This window comes from Lactobacillus kefiranofaciens (assembly GCF_014656585.1).
GTDB lineage: Bacteria > Bacillota > Bacilli > Lactobacillales > Lactobacillaceae > Lactobacillus > Lactobacillus kefiranofaciens.
Genome location: NZ_CP061341.1, coordinates 514,994 through 539,690 on the forward strand (window position 1 = coordinate 514,994; position 24,697 = coordinate 539,690).

General features: G+C 38.1%; 19 protein-coding genes, 1 tRNA gene and 3 pseudogenes. 18 read left to right on the forward strand and 5 right to left on the reverse strand.

What is annotated here, in order from left to right; genetic code table 11:
- Window positions 1–3: 3 nt before the first annotated feature.
- A complete protein-coding gene (locus ICI50_RS02725; protein WP_056941362.1) occupies window positions 4–984 on the reverse strand; it encodes a polyprenyl synthetase family protein in 981 nt (326 codons plus the stop codon).
- 69 nt (window positions 985–1,053) lie between these two features.
- On the opposite strand from ICI50_RS02725, the gene ICI50_RS02730 reads away from it, so the two are divergent.
- Both ICI50_RS02730 and ICI50_RS02735 read left to right on the forward strand, forming a co-directional pair.
- Window positions 1,054–1,956, forward strand: a complete 903-nt coding sequence (locus tag ICI50_RS02730; protein ID WP_013853657.1) for a prenyltransferase — start codon at window positions 1,054–1,056, stop codon at window positions 1,954–1,956.
- 17 nt (window positions 1,957–1,973) lie between these two features.
- The gene (locus tag ICI50_RS02735) at window positions 1,974–3,185 is read left to right on the forward strand and encodes an NAD(P)/FAD-dependent oxidoreductase (protein ID WP_013853658.1); all 1,212 of its coding nucleotides are present in this window, start codon (window positions 1,974–1,976) and stop codon (window positions 3,183–3,185) included.
- A 59-nt stretch (window positions 3,186–3,244) separates the two neighbouring features.
- Here the strand turns inward: ICI50_RS02735 and ICI50_RS02740 are convergent, their stop codons facing one another.
- A complete protein-coding gene (locus ICI50_RS02740; RefSeq protein ID WP_013853659.1) occupies window positions 3,245–3,907 on the reverse strand; it encodes a phosphatase PAP2 family protein in 663 nt (220 codons plus the stop codon).
- Between the two features lie 292 nt (window positions 3,908–4,199).
- On the opposite strand from ICI50_RS02740, the gene leuS reads away from it, so the two are divergent.
- The 3 genes and pseudogenes from leuS to ICI50_RS02755 all read left to right on the forward strand — a co-directional run bounded on the left by leuS (window position 4,200) and on the right by ICI50_RS02755 (window position 9,850).
- Entirely contained in the window at window positions 4,200–6,614 is a 2,415-nt protein-coding gene (gene leuS, locus ICI50_RS02745; RefSeq protein WP_013853660.1) for a leucine--tRNA ligase, read from the forward strand.
- Window positions 6,615–6,706: 92 nt separating this feature from the next.
- Complete coding sequence (locus tag ICI50_RS02750; protein ID WP_188891892.1) at window positions 6,707–8,353, forward strand: putative polysaccharide biosynthesis protein; 1,647 nt, start codon at window positions 6,707–6,709, stop codon at window positions 8,351–8,353.
- Between the two features lie 239 nt (window positions 8,354–8,592).
- A pseudogene (locus ICI50_RS02755) lies at window positions 8,593–9,850 on the forward strand (IS4 family transposase).
- 260 nt (window positions 9,851–10,110) lie between these two features.
- Here the strand turns inward: ICI50_RS02755 and ICI50_RS02760 are convergent.
- Window positions 10,111–10,194, reverse strand: a tRNA-Leu gene (locus ICI50_RS02760).
- Between the two features lie 88 nt (window positions 10,195–10,282).
- Between ICI50_RS02760 and ICI50_RS02765 the strand changes: the two genes are divergently transcribed.
- The 8 genes and pseudogenes from ICI50_RS02765 (at window position 10,283) to ICI50_RS02800 (ending at window position 18,087) form a co-directional block, all read left to right on the forward strand.
- Window positions 10,283–11,581: a serine hydrolase gene (locus tag ICI50_RS02765; protein ID WP_188891894.1), complete on the forward strand. Its 1,299-nt coding sequence runs from the start codon at window positions 10,283–10,285 to the stop codon at window positions 11,579–11,581.
- Window positions 11,582–11,584: 3 nt separating this feature from the next.
- Window positions 11,585–12,433 carry an NAD(P)H-hydrate dehydratase gene (locus ICI50_RS02770; protein WP_013853689.1) on the forward strand — a complete coding sequence of 283 codons (849 nt, stop codon included), beginning with the start codon at window positions 11,585–11,587 and terminating at the stop codon, window positions 12,431–12,433.
- A gap of 120 nt (window positions 12,434–12,553) precedes the next feature.
- Window positions 12,554–13,225, forward strand: coding sequence for a L,D-transpeptidase (locus ICI50_RS02775; protein WP_188891896.1), 672 nt, complete (start codon window positions 12,554–12,556; stop codon window positions 13,223–13,225).
- Window positions 13,226–13,368: 143 nt separating this feature from the next.
- Window positions 13,369–14,244, forward strand: coding sequence for an Rpn family recombination-promoting nuclease/putative transposase (locus ICI50_RS02780; protein ID WP_210767450.1), 876 nt, complete (start codon window positions 13,369–13,371; stop codon window positions 14,242–14,244).
- Window positions 14,245–14,513: 269 nt separating this feature from the next.
- Complete coding sequence (argS, locus tag ICI50_RS02785) at window positions 14,514–16,199, forward strand: arginine--tRNA ligase (protein WP_188891898.1); 1,686 nt, start codon at window positions 14,514–14,516, stop codon at window positions 16,197–16,199.
- Window positions 16,200–16,307: 108 nt separating this feature from the next.
- The gene (locus ICI50_RS02790) at window positions 16,308–17,225 is read left to right on the forward strand and encodes a class II fructose-bisphosphate aldolase (RefSeq protein ID WP_188891900.1); all 918 of its coding nucleotides are present in this window, start codon (window positions 16,308–16,310) and stop codon (window positions 17,223–17,225) included.
- 72 nt (window positions 17,226–17,297) lie between these two features.
- Window positions 17,298–17,815 (forward strand): annotated as a pseudogene (locus ICI50_RS02795) (NUDIX domain-containing protein).
- 80 nt (window positions 17,816–17,895) lie between these two features.
- The gene (locus ICI50_RS02800) at window positions 17,896–18,087 is read left to right on the forward strand and encodes a hypothetical protein (RefSeq protein ID WP_244040391.1); all 192 of its coding nucleotides are present in this window, start codon (window positions 17,896–17,898) and stop codon (window positions 18,085–18,087) included.
- 732 nt (window positions 18,088–18,819) lie between these two features.
- On the opposite strand, the gene ICI50_RS02805 is transcribed toward ICI50_RS02800, so the two are convergent.
- Window positions 18,820–19,998, reverse strand: a complete 1,179-nt coding sequence (locus tag ICI50_RS02805; protein ID WP_188891901.1) for an IS256 family transposase — start codon at window positions 19,996–19,998, stop codon at window positions 18,820–18,822.
- A 391-nt stretch (window positions 19,999–20,389) separates the two neighbouring features.
- Here ICI50_RS02805 and ICI50_RS02810 point away from each other — a divergent pair, with 391 nt between their 5' ends.
- The 4 genes from ICI50_RS02810 to ICI50_RS02825 all read left to right on the forward strand — a co-directional run bounded on the left by ICI50_RS02810 (window position 20,390) and on the right by ICI50_RS02825 (window position 23,187).
- Window positions 20,390–21,091, forward strand: a complete 702-nt coding sequence (locus ICI50_RS02810; protein ID WP_013853697.1) for a GHKL domain-containing protein — start codon at window positions 20,390–20,392, stop codon at window positions 21,089–21,091.
- A 1-nt stretch (window position 21,092) separates the two neighbouring features.
- Window positions 21,093–21,872, forward strand: a complete 780-nt coding sequence (locus ICI50_RS02815; RefSeq protein ID WP_013853698.1) for a LytR/AlgR family response regulator transcription factor — start codon at window positions 21,093–21,095, stop codon at window positions 21,870–21,872.
- Window positions 21,873–22,079: 207 nt separating this feature from the next.
- Window positions 22,080–22,688 carry a hypothetical protein gene (locus ICI50_RS02820; RefSeq protein WP_244964968.1) on the forward strand — a complete coding sequence of 203 codons (609 nt, stop codon included), beginning with the start codon at window positions 22,080–22,082 and terminating at the stop codon, window positions 22,686–22,688.
- Window positions 22,689–22,737: 49 nt separating this feature from the next.
- Complete coding sequence (locus ICI50_RS02825) at window positions 22,738–23,187, forward strand: hypothetical protein (RefSeq protein WP_013853700.1); 450 nt, start codon at window positions 22,738–22,740, stop codon at window positions 23,185–23,187.
- 144 nt (window positions 23,188–23,331) lie between these two features.
- Here the strand turns inward: ICI50_RS02825 and ICI50_RS02830 are convergent, their stop codons facing one another.
- On the reverse strand, window positions 23,332–23,982 hold the full coding sequence (locus tag ICI50_RS02830) for a Crp/Fnr family transcriptional regulator (RefSeq protein WP_188891903.1): 651 nt from the start codon (window positions 23,980–23,982) through the stop codon (window positions 23,332–23,334).
- Between the two features lie 155 nt (window positions 23,983–24,137).
- Here ICI50_RS02830 and ICI50_RS02835 point away from each other — a divergent pair.
- A pseudogene (locus tag ICI50_RS02835) lies at window positions 24,138–24,692 on the forward strand (hypothetical protein).
- The last annotated feature ends 5 nt before the right edge of the window (window positions 24,693–24,697 follow it).

Here is a 24,697-nt window from a genome sequence, read left to right on the forward strand (position 1 = left end):
GACTTAGAAGTTGCGCGTTAATAATTTATTTGGCAGTTGCTTTAACAATCTAACTGCCGGATTAGGTTTAAGAATATTCAAGCAGTCAACTGCTTGGTGGACGTATTGCTTAGCTAGATCCTGGCTTTCACTGATGACTGAACTATTCACGATTATACGTTGAACAGCCTGCATATTAGTTAAAGTCATTTGTCGCTTTTTGTTAAGCAGCGGCAGTAATTGCTGCTTTAGGTTAGGTTTATCTAGTGCTAAAAGCAACGGCAAGGAATAAACACCGGTAGCTAAATCTTCTAGTGTGGGCTTATTCATTTGTGCGCCACCATTATAGTCCAGCAGGTCGTCAACAATCTGGAAGGCGATGCCTAAGTTCTCGGCAAAATTTGCTAAAGCCATGGTCTGAGCATGATTGCCACCGGCAAAATGTGCGCCTTCTTCGGCAGCTAGACGAAACAGAGCCGCGGTTTTACCCCGGACATCGCTGATGTAAGAATTCAAGGTTTGCTTCAAATTAAAGCGTTGACCCATCTGTCCTAGTTCACCGTTTAAAATCTGCCGCATCGTTTGGGCATTACGTACAAAGTAGTCGTGTTCATTAATCGCACCAAGCATCAGATCAAAGAAGTCGGTAAATAATAGATCGCCCGTGTAAACGGCCACGTCTTTGCCAAAAGCGGCTTGAATGCTAACGGCGCCGCGACGTTTATCTGAATCATCGATAATATCGTCATGGATCAAGGTGGCCATGTGCAAAATCTCGATTGAAGCGCCTAATTTGATTGTCTGCTCATCTACTTTGCCTACTGCTCGTGCCGCAAGCAATAAGAGACTAGGGCGAAGATATTTGCCGCCGTTGTCAGCCATTGTTAAAAGGGCAGATTGCAGGCTAGGATGAGGAGTCTTAATCGTCTGTTGAATTAGTTCGTTAACTGCTTGAAGTTCAGTATCAATTAGCGGATATTTTTTCCATGGCTTAGAATTATTCATTACTATGTTTTTCCTTAACTAATAAATCTATAATTATGATAAAGGCATCATTTGAGAGGAAGTGGCTTGATGTCGGTTAGTACATTTTTAGAATTAGTAGAAATCAAGGCCAAGACGGCTAGTGTAATGCCGTTTTTACTCGGTCTATGCTTTAGTGCATATTATTATCATTCCATCAATTGGGGCGTATCGGCCGTGTTCTTTATTGCCATGTTCATGTTCAACATGGTGGTTGACATGCTTGACAATTATAATGATTATTATCACGCAGATAGCCAATCTTACCAACAAAAAACCAATATTATTGGGCGAGAAAATATCAACCCCAAGCTGGTTAGAAATTTAATCATTAGCTTAACTGCTGTCTCCGCAATACTTGGCTTATGGCTAGTATATACGGCAGGCTTGGCAGTATTATGGCTAGGAATTTTCTGTTTCTTAATTGGCTACCTCTATTCATCGGGACCACATCCAATTTCTAGTTTGCCGCTAGGCGAGCTAGCTTCAGGCTTTACGATGGGCTTCATGATCGCCTTGATCAGCGTTTATTTGAACGCCTATCAAGTATTCACCTGGAATTGGCTGAGCGTGGGCCAAGTCTTCTTGTTAGCCCTAGCAGATGAATTATGGATTTCCAACTTAATGTTGGCTAATAATATTTGCGACGCTCAAGAAGACGAAGACAATCACAGAAAGACGATCGTTCATTTTATTGGTAAAAAAGCAGCTTTGACTGCTTTCAGTATCAAGAACGTCTTAGCTTTTGCGGTGATTATCTTATTGCCATTCTTAAAATTGGCACCAGCCACTGTCTGGTTAACAGTGTTAATTGTACCGTTCGTTTACAAGCAAAACAAATTACTCTTAGCTAAACAGGTAAAAACTGAAACTTTTATCTGTGCAGTCAAAACTTTATTAATTGGTTCACTTACCTATGTAGTAACGTATATGATCGGATTTTTGTTTAAATAGAAATACGAGGAATTATTATGAAAACAATCGTTGTGTTAGGTGCGGGTTATGCCGGCTTAAAGACCGTTGTTGCTTTACAAAAGAAGTTGCGTGAAGAAGTAAAAATCATCTTAGTTGACCGCAATCCTTATCACTATGAGACCATGCGGCTGTATGAAGTGGCATCAGGGCAAGATCATTACACCAGAATGTCTTATGAATTAGCCGATGTTTTAAATAAAAAGATGACTGAATTGGTCGTTGATGAAGTAGAAAAGATTAACATCAATGATAAAAATGTGGAATTAAAGAATCACGCACCAATTAGCTATGATTACTTGGTTGTCGGCTTAGGCTTCGTCTTAAGTGATATGGGCATTGCTGGGGCAAAAGGGTATGCTTTGCCAATGAGCAATGTTAAAGAAGCTGAGGCTATTCGCGATCACTTGTATGAAGAGATGTGGGCTTACTCCAAGTATAAGGATCCTAAGCATTTGCAAATCGTCATCTGTGGCGCAGGCTTCCAGGCTATTGAATTAGCTGGGGCCTTAGCCCAAGTTCGTCCGCATTTGGCTGAGATGGCCGGCGTTGATCAAAATCAGATTAAGATTACGATGCTTGATGGCTCACTAAGATTATTGCCAATGTTCCAAGGCAAACTCCTTGATTACGCCTTAGGTTTAATTAAAAAGCATCAAATTGAAATTATTAAGCCAGCCTTTGTGCAGCAAGTAACTGCAGATAGCGTATCCTACAAGATGAAAGATAGCGACGAAATTAAAACGATTAAGGCTGGCAACCGGATTTGGATGATGGGCTTCAGTGGCAGTCCAATTATTGACAAGTCAGGTTTCAAGAATCGCCGTGGTCGGGTAATGGTCAGCGATCATTTGACTGCTCCTGAGAGTGACGATATTTATGTCTTAGGGGATGTTTCTAGCGTAATGGTACCAGGTAAGAAGTGGCCATGGCCTAACACTGCACAGATGGCTCTTTCAATGGCCAACTATGCAGCTAAGGATATTAGAAGTCGCGTTAACCACCAGGCTCGTCCAAGCAAGTATGTTTACCACGACTTAGGCGTTGTGGTTGCCATTGGCGAGACCAAGGCCGCAGGCAAGGCGATGGGTCATGGCTATAAAGGCTATTTAGCTTCCGCTTTAAAGAAGATCATTATCGATAAATCTTTGATGGAAACTGGCGGAATCAAAGAAACTCTAGCCGTAGGTCGCTTTGACTTATATCACTAAAATTAAAAAATAAAGCAGAAAAATAAGCATCAGGTTAATTACAACTTGATGCTTATTCTTTATTCCTGATGACGTTCTAACATCTTGGGCTCGATGTAATAGCGGTAAAGGAAGGCATAACCAAGCAAAACAAAGGTAATTCCTTCGATCCAGCCACCAAGCACATCAGATGGGTAATGGACATGTACGAAGATTCTGGTGTAGCCAATCAAGATTGGGAATAGCGCCCAAATAATGATTAAGAGACTCTTCCAGAACTTGCTGCGAATTAGTAAAATAGTTAACACAATCAGAATTCCGAATAACGCGGCACTGCCGACCGAATGTCCAGATGGAAAACTATAACCGTCCGCATAAACTAGATGATGGATCGTCGGCCGCCGCCGTTCAACCGCGTGTTTGATAATCCAGTTATAGCCGTTAGCACAGATCATAACTCCGGCGGTGAACCAGGCATAGGCGTATTGCCGGAAAGTAATTAAAATAATAAATAAAATAATCGTTTCGATCGTGATCACGCTCGTATTGCCCAAATTAGTAAACAGCGTAGCAAAAGCCACATTGGCCGGATTATTATTGCAGATAATTCCCACAACCGCGTTATCAAACATAGTGATAATATGTGAGCCCGATGAAACTAGCAAAGCCCACACTGCATATATGACCACGAAGATGGAAGCAGGGACTAAGCTGCCTCTTGGTGGATTTTCTGTATTAATCAAAAAAAGCCTCTCCCCTTGTAATTTTTAGCATTTGTGGTAAATTATAATCATTATCTATAAGAAAATAAAGGTCAGGAAGCAGTAGCAAGGATATTTTTTCAGAGAGAAACTGGTCGCTGAGAAGTTCTAGAATAGAATTGCGAACTTAGCCTGGTGTAGAAGCCTATCGTCGCCAGCCGCGTTAAGGAGCATAATTAAGTGTCACATGATGTGGAACTTAGGTGGTACCGCGATGATTCGTCCTATGATTTTTATAGTCATAGGGCTTTTTATTTTGTAAAGGAGAAAAAATTTGTATAACCACAAAGTCGTTGAAAAGAAATGGCAAGATTATTGGGCAAAGCATGATACCTTCAAGACAGGTACCGATCCCAAGAAGAAGAATTACTACGCATTGGACATGTTTCCATTCCCATCTGGTAAGGGATTGCACGTAGGTCACCCAGAAGGTTACACCGCAACCGATATCGTTTCAAGAATGAAACGTGCGCAAGGCTACAATGTATTGCACCCAATGGGTTGGGATGCATTTGGTTTGCCAACTGAACAATACGCATTAAAGACTGGTATGGATCCAGCCGTTGTTACTAAGCAAAACATTGCCAACTTCAAGGAACAATTGAACAAACTTGGCTTTTCATATGATTGGGACCGTGAAATTACTACCTCTGATCCTAACTACTATAAGTGGACTCAATGGGTTTTTGAACAAATGTATGAAAACGGCTTAGCTTATGAAGCCGAAGTTCCTGTTAACTGGTCACCAGACTTAGGTACTGTTGTTGCTAACGAAGAAGTTATCGACGGCAAGACCGAACGCGGCGGCTACCCAGTTTACCGCAAGAACATGCGTCAATGGATGCTTAAGATGACTGCTTATGCAGATCGTTTATTGGAAGACCTCGACAGTTTGGACTGGCCAGAACCAGTTAAGGAAATGCAGCGCAACTGGATCGGTCGTTCAGTTGGTGCACAAGTGACCTTCAAGATTAAGGGCAGCGACAAGACTTTTGATATCTTTACTACTCGTCCTGACACCTTGTTTGGCTGCTCATACACTGTTTTGGCTCCAGAAAACAAGTTGGTGCAAGAAATTACCACTGATGGTCATAGAGACGAAGTCAATGCTTACATTAAGAAGATCGAATCCAAGTCAGACCTTGAAAGAACTGATTTGAACAAGGATAAGACCGGTGTCTTCACTGGTGCTTACGCAATCAACCCAGTTAACGGCAAGGAAGTACCAATCTGGATTTCAGATTACGTTTTAGCTAGCTACGGTACTGGTGCGGTAATGGCCGTTCCTGCCCACGATGATCGTGACTACGCTTTTGCTACTAAGTTTGGTTTGCCAATTAACCCAGTATTAAAGGGTGGCGATATCTCTAAGGCCGCCTTTACTGAAGATGGTCCACACATCAATTCTGAATTCTTGGACGGCTTGAACATCAAGGATGCCAAGAAGAAGATGGTTGACTGGCTCGAAGACCATAACTGCGGCAAGAAGAAAGTTAACTACAAGCTGCGTGACTGGGACTTCTCCCGTCAACGTTACTGGGGTGAACCAATTCCAGTTATCCACTGGGAAGATGGCACCACTTCACTTGTACCAGAAGATCAATTGCCACTTCGTTTACCACACGCAACCGACATTAAGCCATCCGGTACGCCAGAAAGTCCATTAGCTAACTTGACTGACTGGGTAAATGTTGTTGATGAAAATGGTCGCAAGGGTAAGCGTGAAACTAACACCATGCCTAACTGGGCTGGTTCAAGCTGGTATTACTTGCGTTATGTTGATCCACACAACGATAAGGAATTAGCTGACTACGACTTGCTTAAGCAATGGCTTCCAGTTGACCTTTACATCGGTGGTGCAGAACATGCCGTAAGACACCTGCTTTATGCAAGATTCTGGCACAAGGTACTTTACGACTTGGGTGTTGTTCCAACCAAGGAACCATTCCAACGTTTGTACAACCAAGGATTGATCTTGAAGAACCACGAAAAGATGTCTAAGTCTAAGGGCAACGTCGTTAACCCAGATGACGTCATCGATGAATACGGTGCAGACTCACTCAGAATGTACGAAATGTTCATGGGCCCACTTGATGCCTCAATCGACTGGGACGACAATGGTCCAGCTTCAACTAAGAAGTTCTTGGACCGTGTATGGCGCTTGTTCGTCAACGACCTTGACTTAAAGGCAATTCCACAAGAAAGAATCGTCGACAAGAACGATGGCGAACTTGATAAGGTTTATGCCGAAACGGTTAAGAAGGTTACCGAAGACTTTGACGCATTGCACTTCAACACTGCTATCAGTCAAATGATGGTCTTCATTAACGCCGCACAAAAGGCTAAGAGCATTCCACGCGAATACGCAGAAGGCTTCGTCAAGCTTTTGGCTCCAGTAGCACCACACATGATGGAAGAAATCTGGCAAGTCTTTGGTCATGATGAATCAATCACTTATGCTAAGTGGCCAACTTACGATCCAGCTAAGTTAGTTGAATCAACTGTTGAAATTATGGTTCAAGTTAACGGCAAGCTGCGGGGCAAGTTCCAAGCACCTAAGGACGCAGATCGTGACGCCGTGCAAAAGCAAGCTTTGGCAATCGAACACGTTAAAAAGTTCTTGGCAGGCAAGGACATTAAGAAAGTTATTGTCGTACCAAACAAGATCGTTAACATCGTTGCTAAATAAGTTAAGTTTTTCCTAAAAGAACAATAATTTTAAACTTTCGGGTTTAAAATGCGTGACAATTGATGAGTTAATACTTTTTGATTTAGGAAAAATTGATGGAAGAAAATAACTTAGATAGTAGAGATCCACAAAAAACTTTTCTAAAAGGTTCGGCCTGGATGACCTTTGGCTCGATTGCCTCAAGAATTCTGGGTGCCTTGTATATCATTCCATGGTATGCCTGGATGGGCCAGTACGGCAACATTGCCAATGCCTTGACCGCGCGTAGCTATAATATCTACACGATTTTTATCCTAATCTCGACAGCAGGTATTCCGGGTGCGATCGCTAAGCAGGTAGCGAAGTACAATGCTTTGAATGAATATGGCATCGGGCGCAAGTTGTTTCATAAGGGTCTAATTTTGATGGCGATTCTAGGCGTAGTCTCAGCCGCGATCATGTATTTTGCCTCGCCACTGCTCGCGTCGAATGGTAGTCAAAGCGACCCAAGGCAGATCGCGGTTATGCGTAGTTTGTCCTATGCGATCTTGATTATTCCGATTTTGAGTATCATGCGAGGTTATTTCCAAGGTTATGCCGATATGATGCCGAGCGCAATGTCGCAGTTTGTCGAACAGTTTGCCCGAGTAGTCTGGATGCTGTTGACTGCTTTTGTCATTATGCAAATGCAGCATGGCTCGTATGTGCATGCAGTTATTCAATCCAACCTGGCGGCAGCCATTGGGGCACTGTTTGGCATTGGCTTGTTAATCTGGTTCTTGTTTTCTAGAAGAAAGCAGCTGGATAGCCTCGTGGCACATTCGAATAATCGATTGAAAGTTTCCACGACGGATCTGTTTTTGGAAATTGTGGAACAGGCGGTTCCTTTCATCATTATTGATTCCGGAATTACCTTGTTCTCACTGGTTGATCAATATACCTTCCACCCAATGATTGCAAGCCTGGTTCATGCTAGTTCAGATACGATTGAAGATTGGTATGCCTTGTTTGGCCTTAATGCCAACAAGCTGATCATGATTATTGTGTCTCTGGCGAGTGCGATGGCAGTTACAGCGATTCCGTTACTGTCAGCGGCTCATACTAGAGGCGACTATAAGAGTATTTCCAAGCAGATTGCCAATACGATGGACTTATTCTTGTTCGTCATGATTCCGGCATCCTTTGGAATGGCTGCAATCAGTAAGCCGATCTACACCGTGTTTTATGGTACAGATCCATTAGGTAGCAATATCTTATACTTGTCTGCTTTTACCGCGATCAGCTTAGGCTTGTTCACGGTCTTAATGGCGATTTTGCAAGGTTTATCCGAGAATGGCTTAGCGATTAAGTATTTAGTCTTAGGTTTAATTCTGAAAGGAATCTTGCAATTCCCGATGATCTTTCTGTTTAAGATTTACGGACCGCTGGTAGCAACCAATTTAGGCTTATTGGTAGTTGTACTTTTATCATTGAAGCATCTTGAAGTGCAGTATGCCTTTAATCTGAACCGGACTAGTCGTAGACTGGTGGGGATTACTGCCTTCTCAATCGGGATGTTCCTGATCGTTAAACTAGTTGAAATGGGCTTAGGCAAGTTTCTTAATCCCGACCACAGAATCACGGCGTTGATTTTAGTAATCTTGTCGGTTGGCGTGGGCGTGATCTTCTATGGAATTGCCACGCTCAAGATGGATCTAGCGCAAAAAGTCTTAGGTAGCAGAATTGAACGCGTTTTAGTTAAGTTTCATATACATGATTAATAAGAGAACGATGATGTCACTTAGATGTCATCGTTCTTTTTTGGTGTAATATTTGTTCAAGTATAATTTAGTAAAGTATGTTTTAGTAATTTATATTTTAGTTAATGACTGAAACTTGAAAGCTAGAAATCACGCTCTTTCCGCATGGTTTCTAGTCTTTTTTGCGTAAAAATAAAAACGCAGGATTTCTCCACGTTATACTTTAAGTATCAAATCCAAAGTAAAGGAGATCCTACGCAATGAAAAGTATAACGCAATTTAACCAAGAAAAGGACACTGAATCCTTAATTTCTGCTTTTGTTAAACTAATTGGTCTAGCTGGGCTAAGCAAAAAAGTAAATTTTAGACGACATTCCCTGGTTAGCCTGTTAATGGTTATTACCTGGATGATCAAGGCTAGATTTGCGCGAAAGTCGCTTAACCGCTGTCAGCGCGCCAAGAATTTTACTGCTAAAACTGGCAGAAATGTGCTTAATGATGGCCGCATCAACTGGCAGAAGCTGGTCTGTTTGGCTGCTGTCAAACTGATTTCTGTTTTGAAACCGGTAATTGATCGACGTAGAAGATTGGCTTTAATCGTTGATGACACGCTAATGGCTCGTTCTTGTTCTAAGAAGACCGAATTATTGGCTAAAGTCTATGATCATGACAAGCATGAATTTTTAACCGGCTATCGTGGTCTAACTGTTGGCTGGAGCGATGGCAATACCTTCTTGCCGGTTAATTTTGCTTTGATGTCAACTAAGAAAAAAGAGAATATGATTGGCAATCAGCCTGTTACTACTGATCAGCGCTCAATTGCCGGTCGTAGAAGAACCCAGGCTCAAAGACCAATGAACGCTGTCACGGTGGAGCTGCTTAAGCAGGCTGTCGCGCTGGGCATACCGGCTGAATACGTCTTATTCGACAGCTGGTTCTCTTCACCTAAAATGTTCTGGCAGCTGAAACAATTAGGGTTAGACAGCGTAGGCATGCTTAAGCATACCAAGAAAGTTTATTATCGTTACCGCGGCCGCCTTTATGATGTCAAAGGCCTGTATGAACGTTTGGCTGCCGCCAAAACGCGGCAGTAAAGGAAAATATTTAGTACTGGCAACTACGCAATACAAGCTGCATCCACAGGAAATCATTCAGCTCTATGGCCGCAGATGGCAGATCGAAACTTATTTTAAAGCAGCTAAGCAATACTTAGCCTTAAACAAATCACAGATTCAAAGCTATGACGGGCAATGCGGCTACATTGCCGTGACAGCTCTAACTTATGATCTGTTGGCTTGGCAAGAAAGACAGAGTATCGATGATCGAACCTTAGGCGATTTATTCTATTTAATGAATGAAGCGCTGCCTGATTTAGCCTTTGAAGAGGCATTGGTCTACCTGCTTACCGCTCTTAAAGAAGTAAAAGCAGAGATCTCCGCCACAGTGGAACAAATATTAGACAACTTTATTAAGTTATTGCCGGTTTTCATGCAAAAGCAGCAGCTGCGGACAGCTTAAAAACTAATTTAAGAGACAAAAAGCCAGATCCAATATGGATCCGGCTAGTTTTAGTGCTTTCAAGTTTCAGTTAAGTAAAAAGGAAAGAGTGATTGGTAAGATAAATGAAAATATATTCTATATCTTAGCAGTAGATCCTAAGTTTGATTTATATCAACATGGTTGATCATTTAAGCCAGCTTTCAGTTGGCTTTTTGCATATGTAAAAAGCCTAATTGCTATTCAAAAAAAGTCTAGCATCCCTGCTAGACTTACCCTTATGCCCGCTAAAGGATTCGAACCTTCACTCAGTCACCTGAACAGCGACCTGAACGCTGCGCGTCTGCCAATTCCGCCAAGCGGGCTTTTTTAATTCGTACATGAATAATAATACCAAATATTTGGTAAAATGTAAGCATAAATATCTTATTATTTAAAAAAGGATGGAATTTCATGGTTTTTAGTAAAAAAATAAAGCGAGCTTTGATTAGTTTCGTTGCTCTTATTTCATTAGTTTCGTGTAGTACCGCTTTTTCATTGCCAGTATCCGCTGATGCGGCTAATAGCTATCAAGCAGATCAAGTCAATCTGGCCGTGAAATCAGCAATTGCAATTGATAGTGATTCTGGACAGATTTTATATGCCAAGAATGCAGATAAGACTTTGCCAATTGCCTCAATGACTAAATTGGCAACGGTATATCTTACTTTAAATGCAATTAAGAATAAAAAAATCTCTTGGAATAAAAAAGTAAAGCCAACTGCACCGATTGTTAAGGTGGCTAATAATGCTGAATATTCTAATGTGCCACTGAAGATGGGGCATTCATACACGATTAAACAGCTCTATCAAGCTACTCTGATCGAGTCAGCCAATGGTGCGGCTATGTTATTGGGGCAGACAATTGCCGGCTCACAGAAGGCCTTTATTAATCAAATGCGCGCGCAGGTTAAAAAATGGGGCATTGAAGATGCTAAGATTTATACGGCTTGTGGTTTGCCAAATGGTAATTTAGGTAAAGATGCATATCCTGGCATTAATAAAAACGCTGAGAATACTATGTCAGCCAAGGATATGGCGATTGTAGGTCAGAACTTGATCAAGGATTTTCCAGAAGTCTTAGATACTACTAAATTGGCTCACTTGGATTTTAAAGATCAGGGTAAGACAACCAAGATGGCTAATTTTAATTGGATGTTAAAGGGCCTTTCACAATATGATCAAGCATATCCAGTAGACGGTTTGAAAACCGGTACAACTGATGCGGCTGGTGCCTGCTTTATCGGCACTATTAAGCATAGTGGTGCCCGCTTAATTACTGTAGTAATGGGTGCACGTCATCAAGATGGGACGGATCCTTCACGCTTTATTCAAACTAAAAAGTTAATGAATTATATCTTCACTCAATACCGTCCAGTAACTATGAATGCTGGCAGTCAACTAAATGGCGCCAAGTCAATCAAGGTTACTGATGGTGACAATGCTGCTACTAATTTGGGTTTGAAGAATAAGACTACTATTTGGGATCCAGCAGATGGCAAGACTTTGGTTGCTAGTTTGAATAAAAAGGCGGTTGAAGCTCCGATTGCTAAAAATCAAGTGATCGGCGACTATCAATTGAAGTCTGGCAATGAGAAGATTGTTTCAATAACCAATTCAAATGGGATGAATGTACCAGCCAAGGCCTTGGGTGCCAATGGCAAGGTCAATATCTTCGTTAGAATCTGGCGCTGGATTTTCGGAGGCAGATAATAAATGACGGAAATCACTGAAGATTTATTAAAAAAAGTTATTGTAAAAAGAAAAAGCGATAGTTATAAGGGTAAGTATGGCCGAATTTTGTTAATCGGTGGCAGTGAAAATTATGGCGGCGCAATTATTATGTCAACTGAAGGAGCGGTTAATGCTGGTGCTGGTTTAGTAGCTACGGCTACGCATCCAATGAACTTGACAGCTCTTCATGCTCGTTTACCTGAAGCAATGTTTTTAGACTGGCATGACGCGCAACTAGCTGATTTAATCAAAAAAATGGACGTCATTGTTTGTGGCCCAGGCCTGGGGATGAGTGATTTAGCTAAGCAAATTATGGTCATCCTGCGGCGTTGTTGTAGTGAAAAGCAGACGGTAGTTTTAGATGCTAGCGCGCTCGATTTAATCAGTGAGGACAAGACCTTATTGCCAGCTAACGCGGGACATCTAGTTCTGACCCCACATCAGATGGAGTGGCAACGTCTTAGTCAAATCAGAATTCCATTTCAAACAGACAGTGCTAATATCGCGGCGCTTAATCAATTAATTCCTGATAGCAACGCGATGTTAGTGCTGAAGTCTAATCATACGCATGTTTATGATGGTACAGGACAAATTTTCGTTAATCCAATTGGTAATCCTGGAATGGCAACAGGCGGTATGGGTGACACGCTCGCAGGCATTATTGGTGGTTTTGTAGCGCAATTTGGCCCTAGTACTGAAACTGTTCTGGCGGCAGTATATATGCATTCACTAGCTGGTGATCTGCTTTATCAGGATCATTATGTAGTTAGACCAACAGAAATTGCTAAGGTATTACCAAAATTAATGAAAAAGTATTCAGAACTTAGCTAAACATGTTAAAATCTTAGTTGTAATAAAATACATCCCGATAGGGATGTTTTTTTAGCAAATGTTTCGAATGACGCGAAATATTGTTTGAATTAAGATTTAAAAAAGAAGATTAACATATTTATGAAAAGAAATATCATTATTGGAGTAGCATGTATTATCGTTTCCTTTGGTGCAATTATCGGTTTGGCTAAGGCTTGTGCGCCGCAGACTGATCCTACCCCAGCATCATCGGTGGCTACTCAAAGCAAGAATAAGAAGACTCATCACAAGAAGGCCAAGAAGATTAATGCAGCAATTTATCGTCCTTATAAAGATCCTAAGGATCTAAGAAAGGCTGGCACTTGGAAAAAGAAGAGCGAAACTAAGAAGCATCCTAAGATCAACCCTAATGAAACCGATTTAACTTTGCGTGTTTCGCTGAAAGGCAACCGTACTTATTTGCTAAGAAAAGGCAAGGTTATTTACACCATGCTGTCTACGGGTGGCATTTACAAAAAAGGTAAATCTTTAACACCAACTGGTAAGTACACCATTCAAGGCGGTCGCGGAGATAGTTTCTTCAATTATAATTTAGGTGAGGGCGCCAATAACTGGACTAGCTGGAGCCCTGATAACGTGTATCTTTTCCACTCCGTGCCAACTAAGGGTGATGGTACATATAATCTGAAAGAGGCTAAGAAACTTGGCCAAACGCAAGGTTCACATGGCTGTATTCGCTTGAGCGTGCCAGATTCTCGCTGGATCATGAATAATATTCCTAATGGTACTAAGGTAGTAATTAAAGATAAATAGAAGATCGCTGCTCAGATTAAGAGTAGCGTTTTTTTGCTGATAAGATTAATTTCTTAAATTTCTCACGAGAAAATCGTCTTTTTTACGTAATAAATAGTAGGAGTGCTTTTTTCACTTCAAATTATGTAAAGGACGGTATAATTATGGTACGAAATGAAAACCATAATCTAACAATTACTCGTGATCCTATTTTCGGCCATGTTTTTAGCAAACCAGAAAATTGTCTGCATTTGTTGCGCAGTATTCTTCCGGAGCGGGGTATAACTGAAGTTGAAGTTACGCCGCAAAAGCAATTGAACAAGAAATTGTGGGGAAGAAATGTGATCATGGATCTCTGGGCAAAAGACAAGCAAGGAGAAATCTTTGATGTTGAGATGCAAACCAGTAAACAAAAATGTGCTGGCGTGCGCTTTCGATATTATCAATCCGTAGCGGATCAGGATTCTTTGAAGTCGGGTGAAAGTTTTGAACAAATCAGAGAAACTTACATTATTTTTATTTACCCGTTTGATCCATTTGGTGAGGGGAAATATATCTATGAAAGCGTAACGCTGCTAGATAAAGGCAACCCTGATTCCTATGCAAATACAAAAACACATTGGATTTCAATTAATGCCAATGGTTACAAAGGTAAGATTACACCGGAATTAAAGGAATTTCTAGATTACATTAAGCATGGGTTGACTGAAAGCAGCAGTAGCTTTATCAAAAAAATCGATCAAGAGCGGTTAGATTACATTAGAAGTCCAGAATGGAGGGAAGCCAAGATGAGTTTAGATATGCTATTAGCTGATGAAAGAGCAGAGGCTAGAAAAGAAGGAAAAGCGGAAGGTAGAGTAGAAGGTCGGGCAGAAGGCAAACTTGAAGCTCAAAGAATAGGTGTCAAAAAATTTGTCAAAAGATTTCGGGAAATAAATCAGTCTGATGCTTGGATTATGTCCAAGTTAATCACAGATTATGGTGCTGATTTTAGTAAATCCGAGTTGGAAAAATTAATGCAAGAAGCGGAACGAGAATAGTTTTTATATTAAATTAGTAGCAAGACCTATTTTTTCCTGTTATAATCATCTGTGCTAAGTGGTTAAAAGTAGTAATTATTTTCTGTTTTAAGCGAATCTATGTTGGTGGAAGATAGGTATTAGGAAATAATGAAGGCGTGTTTAACTGTCAAAAATAAAGAATTTTAATAAGCGGATACTTTGTATCAATATGAGTGGTACCGCGGGTTAATGCTCGTCTCTTTCTACAGTTGTAGGAAGAGGCTTTTTTATTTGAAAAGAGGAAAAAGATGGACTTTAAAAACGAAGTAGTTGATTTAGTTGCAAGCCAAGTTGATTTACCAAAAGAAAAAATCGCTGCCTTAATCGAACGTCCTAAGAATGCCAAGATGGGCGACTATGCCTTCCCAGCATTTATTTTGGCTAAGACCATGCACAAGAATCCAGCAATGATTGCTCAAGACATTGCTGGGAACTTAAGTAGCGACAATTTTGCTAGCATCAAGGCGGTTGGACCTTACGTTAACTTTGCAATTGATCATGAGAAATTGGTTTCTTCAACCTTGAAGGAAGTTTTGAGTGCTGGAAAACATTATGGTGATCAAAAATTAGGTGAAGGCAATGTACCAATCGATATGTCTTCGCCTAACATTGCTAAGCCAATGTCAATGGGACACCTTCGTTCAACCGTAATCGGTAATTCTATTGCTAAAACCATGGAAAAAGTGGGCTATACTCCAATTAAGATTAACTATTTAGGAGATTATGGTACCCAATTTGGTAAGTTGATTGCTGCTTACAAGCATTGGGGCAATGAAGAAGACGTTAAAAAAGATCCTATCATGAACCTATTCCATTACTATGTAAGATTCCATAAGGAAGCTGAAAAAGATCCAGAACTCGATGATGAAGGTCGTGAATGGTTTAAGAAGCTTGAAGATGGTGATCCTGAAGCGGTTAAACTGTGGAAGTGGTTCCGTGAAGTTTCGCTGAAAGACTTTAAGCGTATTTATAAGGAACTTGGTGTAACCTTTGATTCTTATAGTGGTGAAGCTTTCTTTAACGATAAAATGCAACCGGTCATCGATGAATTGAAGGAAAAAGGCTTGCTGCATGAATCTCGTGGTGCTCAAGTTGTAGATATGGGACCTGATGAAAACCCAGCAATTATCGTTAAATCTGATGGTACCTCAATTTACTTAACCCGTGATCTGGCTGCTGCTGAATGGAGAATGAAGGAATACGACTTCGTTAAGATGCTCTATGTGGTTGGTAACGAACAAGCACAACACTTTGTTGAGCTTAAGACTGTTCTTAAGAAGATGGGTTATGACTGGGCCGATGAGATTCACCACGTACCATTTGGCTTGATTACTCAAGGCGGTAAGAAGTTGTCTACTAGAAAAGGCAATGTGGTCTTCCTCGATCAAGTATTAAAGGATGCGGTTTTTCTTGCTAAGAAGCAAATTCAAGAAAAGAACCCAGACTTGGCCAATCAAGATCAAGTTGCTCATGATGTTGGTGTAGGTGCGGTTGTCTTCCACGATTTGAAGAATGACCGGTTAGACAACTTCGACTTCAATTTGGAAGAAGTCGTTCGTTTTGAAGGCGACACTGGTCCTTATGTTCAATACACCAATGCTCGTGCACAGAGTGTACTCAGAAAAGCAGCTGCCATGGGCAAAAAGCCAGCAGAAGATGATTTAGCACTTGATGACGATTGGGCATTTGCCGTAGCTAAAGATTTAGCTGATTTCCCAAGAATTATTGCTAGAAGTGCAGATAAATTTGAACCATCGGTTATTGCTAAATTTGCTTTAGACTTGGCTAAGAAGTTTAACAAATACTATGCAAATGTGGAAATTTTAACTGACGATGATCAAATCGGTGCTCGTCTTGCTTTGGTAGAGGCAACTTCAATCGTATTGACTGAGTCTCTAAGACTTTTGGGCGTAAATGCACCTAAAGAAATGTAATGAAAAACGTGGAAAATAAAAAATAGCGCTTACATTTTGTGAAAAATTGTTCATAAAGCAATTATTAGGGTACAATATGCATGTAAGATATTTAGGAGGTATTTTTTAATGGCTTATTTTGACAACGGTAATAAAATCTTTAAAGATGCTCGTAAGAACCATTACGCTGTAGGTGCTTACAACACTAACAACTTGGAATGGACTCGTGCAGAATTACGTGCTGCTGAAGAAACTAGAACTCCATTGTTGATCCAAGTATCAACTGGTGCTGCTAAGTACATGGGTGGTTACAAGTTCGTTAAGGACATGGTAGCTGACCAAATGGATTCAATGAACATCTCAGTTCCAGTTATTTTGAACTTGGACCACGGTGACTTTGAATCAGCTAAGGAATGTATCGCACTTGGTTACTCATCAGTTATGTTTGATGGTCACAAGCTTGATACTGAAGAAAACTTAGCTAAGACTAAGGAAATTATTAAGTTAGCTCATGAACGTGGTATTTCAGTTGAAGCTGAAATCGGTAAGATCGGTGAAAACCAAGGTGCCGATGGCGGTGAATTAGCATCAGTTGAAGACGCTAAGACTTTCGTTGCTGCTGGTGTTGACAAGCTTGCTTGTGGTATTGGTAACATCCATGGTGTTTACCCAGCTGGCTGGAAGGGCTTGAACTTCGACCGTCTTAAGGAAATTGCTGAAGCTGTTCCTAACGAACCACTTGTACTTCACGGTGGTTCAGGTATTCCTGAAGACCAAGTTAAGAAGGCTATTTCACTTGGTATCGCTAAGGTTAACATTAACACTGAATTCCAATTAGCATTCCAAAAGGCTACTCGTGAATACATCGAAGCTAACAAGGACCTTGACAAGGCTAACAAGGGTTACGACCCACGTAAGTTACTCCTTCCAGGTACTGAAGCTATTACCGATGCTATGAAGGAAATGATCGGTTGGTTAGGTACTAAGACCATCGATGACGAACTTAAGGATGCATCATTCGACCGTTCATCATTAAACGAAGAATAATCATTTGATTATCAATTAGAATAAAGCTCAGCTTTTGCTGGGCTTTATTTTTTTGCAAAAGAGGATTTAGCTATGCAGGAATTAAGTATTCAATTGTCAGATACTGAATGGCCATTAACTTATACTGATCATGATCGCCAAATTGTACGAGCAATTGTGGTCGATGATCAACAAGATTTCTATTTTGTTAGGGCTAAGCGTGATGATAATTTTGGTAAGGCAACTTTAATTGAAACTTTTGGTGGCGGTGTTGAGGCCAGTGAGGATCTAGAGACTGCGCTTAAGCGAGAGCTCAAGGAAAAATTAGGTGCTGAAGTTGAAATTATTACGAAGATTGGCGTAGTTAGTGATTACTATAATTTGATTCATCGCCATAATATTAATAATTATTATCTTTGCGAAGTCACTTCTTTTGGTGAAAAACATTTAACTAAGGATGAAATAGAAGATTTTCATTTGTCGACTTTAAGGTTGAGTTATCGGGATGCCGAAGAAGAATATAAAAATGTGCGGAAACTAAAATTGGTAAATTAATTGCGGCCAGAGAGTTACCGGTTTTAAGAAGAGCAAAAGTGTTGCTGGGCGAATAATTATGCGTGAAATACCAATTAAATAAGTAAAGTCATTAATAAAACAGCTATTGAAAAGTAAAGAACCGAAATGTGTGGTGTTGCTTACTAAGAAGAAAGATCGTTCGTTAACAATTGAAGTTGATAGTGGACAGATGAAATTCACTGAGCAGGGGTATGAGAATACTGTTAATACATTTGCGATTGCTGATAATGTGGCAAAGCATGCTTTTACTGCGACATTTAAGCGTGAGTTTCCACGAAGTCATCAGGTTTATGTGAGTGAGAAGTGAGATTTAATTGTAATTAACTAATATGTATGTTTAGCTGATTTTTAGCTTATAATTAGAAGTTGAATATCTTAATTATTGATTAAAGTATGGCTCAACCTTTGTTGAGCTTTATTTTTTTGTAAATATGATGTCAAAATAGTGTGAATCTGATGAATTTAGGCGCAGAAAGGTAAAAATGATATTATATCCATAGTTTGTAACAATGTAAGTGGATAAATTTATATAAAAATGGAGACGTGGAAAATTATAAATTGAGATGACTAATTTGATTTTAGGTTTAATTGAACAGACAACATTTATAATAATTTCTGTTTTATTTGATATTTTATCTTTTAATAAAATATCGCAATCTGTAAAGAAAAAATATGATAAATTATTTTTGTTTATTTTTACTTTAAGTGTTGTTCTTCTAAATATATTTTGTGTTATTTTCTTCAATAGATATGATCTAATAATGACGTTATATGAAATATTAGGACTATATATTTATTTTGGATTGATAAGAAAAAATAATAAGAAACTTATTTTGGGATCGGCTATGTTTTTTAGTTTAGTTGATTTTATTTTAGATGTTGGTGATAAGTTAATAAATTCGCTTTTTTTAATATTTAAATTAAACAGTAGAATATATTTGTGGGATATATGTTTGAGTATTATTGGAATAGTTTTGAAACTGTCAAATCTTTTGTGTAAATAAATCTTTCTCGTAGATTGATTTTTTTAATTAATTATTTATTCAAAATAGGATTCTAGAGTGTCTTGTACTTGACCAAAGCCTTTATGAATTCGCTTGAAATATCGATCATTGTAGCTCATTGCTTGTATTCCAATAAAAGTATCTAATGACTGTTCATTTGGAAACTCTGCTTTAGGTTTGGCTTTGCGCTTAACAACATTATTAAAGGATTCAATCATGTTAGTTGAATAGATTGAACTTCTGATCTGTTTCGGATAGTTATAAAAAACTAGCAGATCCGCTTCAAGGTCTTTTACATTCTGAATTACATGCTTATAAGCTTTCTGCCATTTACTATAAAAGCTATGTAAGACTGTTATACCTTCTTGCTTGTTAGACTGTTGATGAACTTGCTTAAACTCGTTCATAATTGCCTCACGGTCTTCTACACGTACTTTAGCGCAGATATTACGCATTACGTGAACCAAACAGCGCTGGAAGTGAGCTTTAGGATAAGTTTGCATTAGTGCAGTTTTCATACCCACAACACCATCTGATAAAAATAATTCAACTTGTTTAAGGCCTCTGCTTTTCATATTTTGAAGCAACTCCGTCCAGACTTCGATATTTTCGCTAGGAGCTATGCAATAATCGATCACTTCTTTGTGACCGTTGGGCTTGATACCAATGGCAATATATACTGCTTCTCGTTCAAAAGTTTCTCGACGCAACGGTATATACGTTGCAGCAAGATAAACACAAAAGAACTTATCGCTCAGCTTACGCTTGTGATAAGCCTCAACTTTAGGAATCATTTGCTTAGAGATATTAGACACTTGAGCTGGACTATAATGACTGCCATACATTTTTTCGATCAAATTAGCTATTTCTCTAGTGGTTACACCTTTAGAATAAAGCTTTATAACCATATCTTCTAAGAGATCAGGATGTTGTTTATAGTCTGGCAGAGTGTGTTGATGAAACATACCATTGCGATCTCGTGGCACTTGTACCTCAATTGATCCAAACTGGGTATCAATTTTACGGAAATACGCACCATTTCTAGAATTACCAGTATTCCAGCCGTCTCTAGCATAAGGATCATAGCCTAAAAAGGCAGTCAGTTCAGATTCTAACAAGTCATTAACAGCTTGTTGGATTTCATGACGAAGCAAATCATTAATTTTATCTTGATTGAATAGAGCTTGAGTTATATTTTTGGTAAAATCATTCATGAAGGAGTTCTTCTTTCTGTATGTGTTTTTTGTTCAAACCAATCATACGAGAAAGGAACTCCTTTTTCTAATGTTTTAGGAAATTAAATTAAGGAATAATTCATCCTTACACAAACTATTTTACAGTCTCATAGTTTTTGTGTATAGATTTAATTCTCAAATTAGAATGTATTTAACAGACGTAAATAGTACTATTTTTTTAGGAATTATTATTTATTTATATTTTTCAATTGAATTAGTTAATAACTATTTATTCTTTAATCAAAGACCCGTTGAGGTTGCTAATATCCTTTTAAGTCTATTAATGCTTCAAACAATTTTTGCAATTGTATTGTATATGGGAATTATTCATATTCAAAGAGAAATTAAAACTAAGCAACAGCAGCTTTGAATGCAAGCTGAAAATGAACAGTTAAAAGAATATTCCAACTACCTTGATAAAAATGAAGATGAATTGCGTCGTTTTAAGCATGATTATCAAAATATCTTAAATAGTTTAAGAATTAGTGCTGAAAAATGTGATACGGAGTCTGTAGTAAAACAATTATCTGAATATACTGATACTCAGTTTGATGAAAAAGCGCTTCGCAAATATAAGGGTGTTAACCATGTCCATATTGAGGAGCTAAAAAGTATTGCCATTGCTAAACTGGCGAAACTGTATAACGAAAATATTGACTATAGTTTTGGTTGTGAGGTAGAAATTTATAAAATTCCGCAATCAGTTAATATTTTAGATATAATCCGGATTATGGGCATTACGTTCGACAACGCAATTGAAGAAAGTCAAAAATTAATTCAAATGACAGGTAACAAAGATAGTGCGAAAGTTGATGCAATGTATTACCAAGAGGATGGTAACTTTGAATTTAGGATTAGAAATCGAATAGGTATGATCGACAAGGTAAATCTCAATAGACTTAATCAAGAAGGTTATACTACTAAAAAATTTCATTCTGGCATTGGCTTAGCAAACGTAAAGCAAATCGAAGCGAAATATGAAAATAGTATGCTCATTGATTATGGTATCGAAGATGACTGGTTTGATTTTGATTTAACAATTATGCCAGACGATATGGAAGAAAATTCTTAAAATGAAATATTCAGTATTTATTTGTGATGATGATCAAAGTCAAATAAATATTATTAGTAAATTTCTAGGAAAAGCTGAAGGAATTATTTCTGATAATTACGATATTGTTTTTGATATTGCGTCGGCAAATAATTTTGGTAATGCAAAGAAATATTTAGAATCAAATCCATATGATGGTGGTATTTATTTCTTAGATATTGAATTAGAAAAAGAAATCGGCAAAAATAATGGGTTTGACTTAGCTGAATTGATTAAGAAGCAAGATAAAAAAGCACAAATTATTTTTATTACTACACATGCTGATCTATCTTTAATTTCTTTTGAAAGACGCTTGGGCCCAATTGACTATATTGTTAAGCCTAAAAATGAAAATGAATACATTCAATTTCAACGACGGGTAGTTAAAACTGTAGAAATTGCAATTTCTAACTTAAAGAACTCTGACTTTGTTCAAAAAATGACTTTTCATTATAAAGTTGGTAGGCAAATTAGAAATGTAAATATTGATGATATTATTTATATTGCTACTACAGATACACCACATAAGTTGGAGATTGTTAAAATGAACGGCCGAGGACAATTCTTCGGCAGTATTAGTAAATATGCGAAAGAAAATTCATCTCTAGTAAAGATTAGTCAATCTTGTTTGGTGAATCCAAATAACATCGAATTAATTGATTTGAAAAAGTATAAAGTTACCTTTGTAAATGGTGATACAGCAGATTTCTCACTATCTGAGTATGGAAAAATGAAAAAATTGTTCGATAAAATTAAAAATTAATTTTGATGTCAGATTTTAGTTTTTTTACGGATTTGCTATCAAGTAGGCTGTCTTTTGACAAAATGGTCTAGGGATGTAAAATCTTGCTATGATATTCATATAGGCTACTAAAGGGTAGTTAGTAACTTATGGGTATGAAATTTTGTAAGTATAAGAGGGATGTATTTAGAATGAAGTTACAGAAACTGTTTACTGGTGGCATTTTTATTGGCTGGAACTGTGACCATGCTTTCAGCTACACCTAAGTTAGTAAATGCCGCATCTACTAGTTCTGCTCCTGTTGCAGCCGTCAAAAACAAGGCTAGCTTTACCAAGGAAGGCTATATCATGCGCATTCTTAATGATAAAGATGCGTCAAAGATTTATGTTGGTAAGTCCAACTACAAAAAATTAGTTAAAAATATCATGCCTTCAAAGAAAGCAAAAACTATTAGTCCTATAAAGATTCAAAAAGTTAAGTTTAGAATAGAAAAAGTCCTTAATGTTAAGGGACGTGGTGCTGGTGCACCAGTATATTTGGTTGCTTCCAAGGATAAGAAATATTCTAGTTGGACCACTCAATCTGGTTTGCAATACTATTACTTAAATAGCAAAGCAATGAAGAATGTGAAAAAGCCACTTATGAGAATTGCTAATAGATTGAATACTAGTCTTAAGAAAGCAAACAACAAACGTGACTTCAATGCTGCTATGAAAGCTGCAAAAAAGTTACATGGTAATCAAAGAAAGTTTGTTTTACGTTCTTTGAAACAATTAAAGAAAGATGGCTCAATGAACGTGGGTGGAACTAATCTATTAATTTTTGGTTTGCAATAAAATAAATAAGCTCAGCGTTTACTGGGCCTTATTTTTGTAAAATTTAATTATGCATAAAAAACGAATAACTATCTTAATTAGTACATTTGCAATACTTGTCTTAATAGCTGGAATACTTTTTACCAAGAATTGTTGGCACAACAGTATTGTTGCTCGAATTCAAATTGTAAATATTAATTCTAAATCTAAAAAGATTTCCAATTATGATGTGCTTTCAAATAGAAAAATTAGAGAAATCCATGACTCACATGATTTTAGTATCGCAGAAAAAATAAAAGTTGATCCTAATATATTTGGTACATATACTAAGAAAAATCAAACTCATTTAAAATTATTAAAAAAGATACCATTGTATAATCAAGAACAGCGTAGAGTTAATGATGCTAATTATTGGAAAATGATAAATAGTATTGTTCAAAACGTTCACTCTGATATTTATAAGTTGACTTTGTTTAGGGTGCATAAACATTATTATGCTTATGTTCAGATTAATCAGTAAATTTTAGATGCAGGTACTCTTTATGAATTCAATCCAAAATCAAATAATCTAAAAAAGTTGTGCGATTTGGATGGAAAAGAAATCATAAATGTTAGTCAATAAAATAAAAGCTCAGCATTTGCTGGGCTTTATTTTTTGCATAATTTATCTTTTCACATTAATCCAGCGACCATGAACTTCAATTTTGCCATCTTTTTCTAGTTCTTTTAACTTACGGCTGAATGTCTCCGGCGTAATTCCCAAATAGCTGGCTAAGTCCTTTTTCTTCAGTTCTAATTTCACTTCATTTTTACCTTGTTCATTGGCCAAGTCATTTAGGTAAGCCAATATCCGTTCTTTGGCATCTAAAGTATTTCTAAGCACCGAATTGTGTTCAATTGCCACTAATTTTTCACCGAAATTATTTAAAAGCTTCAATGATAAATCCGGTGTTTTTTGCAAAAGTTTTTGAAAATCAGCACGATTAATTGAACAAACCCAGGTGTCCTCCACAGCTTCAACGAAGTTTTCACTTTCGCCTTGTTTGAATAAATGTTGTTGTTCCTCAATGTCACCTTTTTGGAGTATACCTAGCACAACTTCTTTACCATCTTTTGATAGGTTGTAGACTTTGGCCTTTCCCTGATCGATGACAATCATGCCATCTTTACCATCGTCAGGTTGCCTAATGAGACTTCCTTTAGGAAAACTTTGCTGGTGTTCGGAGACGGTTACTAGTTTTTCTTTTAATTCAATTGGTAAATCAGTAAAAAGGGCTGCATTACTTAAACAAGCAATTGGTGAATGTTTTGTCATGAGAATCATCTTTTCTAAAATTCTTGATTTAAATCAATTTTATCATAATAGCTTCTTATTATAATTAATTACGATAAGTATTGAGACAACAAATTATTACTCAAAGATTGTATGATGAATTTGAAAACATCAGAGTTTAGAAAGGATTTATCAAGATGAAAAAATATATTGCTCATATTACACCATTGAATGCTGAAAAGATTGGTTGCAAGGCTCACGGCACCGCTGAATTTACTGAAGATGGCGACAAGCTTCATGTCAAAGTAGAAATGCTCGATACTCCTAAGAATATTGAACACTGGGAACACTTCCACGGCTTTCCTGATGGTAAGGAAGCTCATGTTCCAACTATGGCTCAGGATAAAAATCATGATGGCTTCATTGATTTACCAGAAACTGAAGAAGTATCGGGTACAACCATGGTGCCATTAGATGATGCGCCGCAAGACATGAATATCCCTCACGATGGCTATCCAGTAGCTGATGAAAACGGTCATTACTAATATGAGGTTGATATTCCGTTAGAAAAATTGCAAGCTAAGTTCAAGGACGCTTTTGGCACTGAAGATCTTCAATTAGATAAACGTGTAGTTTATGTCCACGGTGTACCAAAAGATCTTGAATTGCCTGACACTGTTGGTGGCTGCGTAATGAGTTATGATGCTCATACAACTTTGCCAATTGCTGCTGGTAAAATTGAAAAAGCCTAATAGTT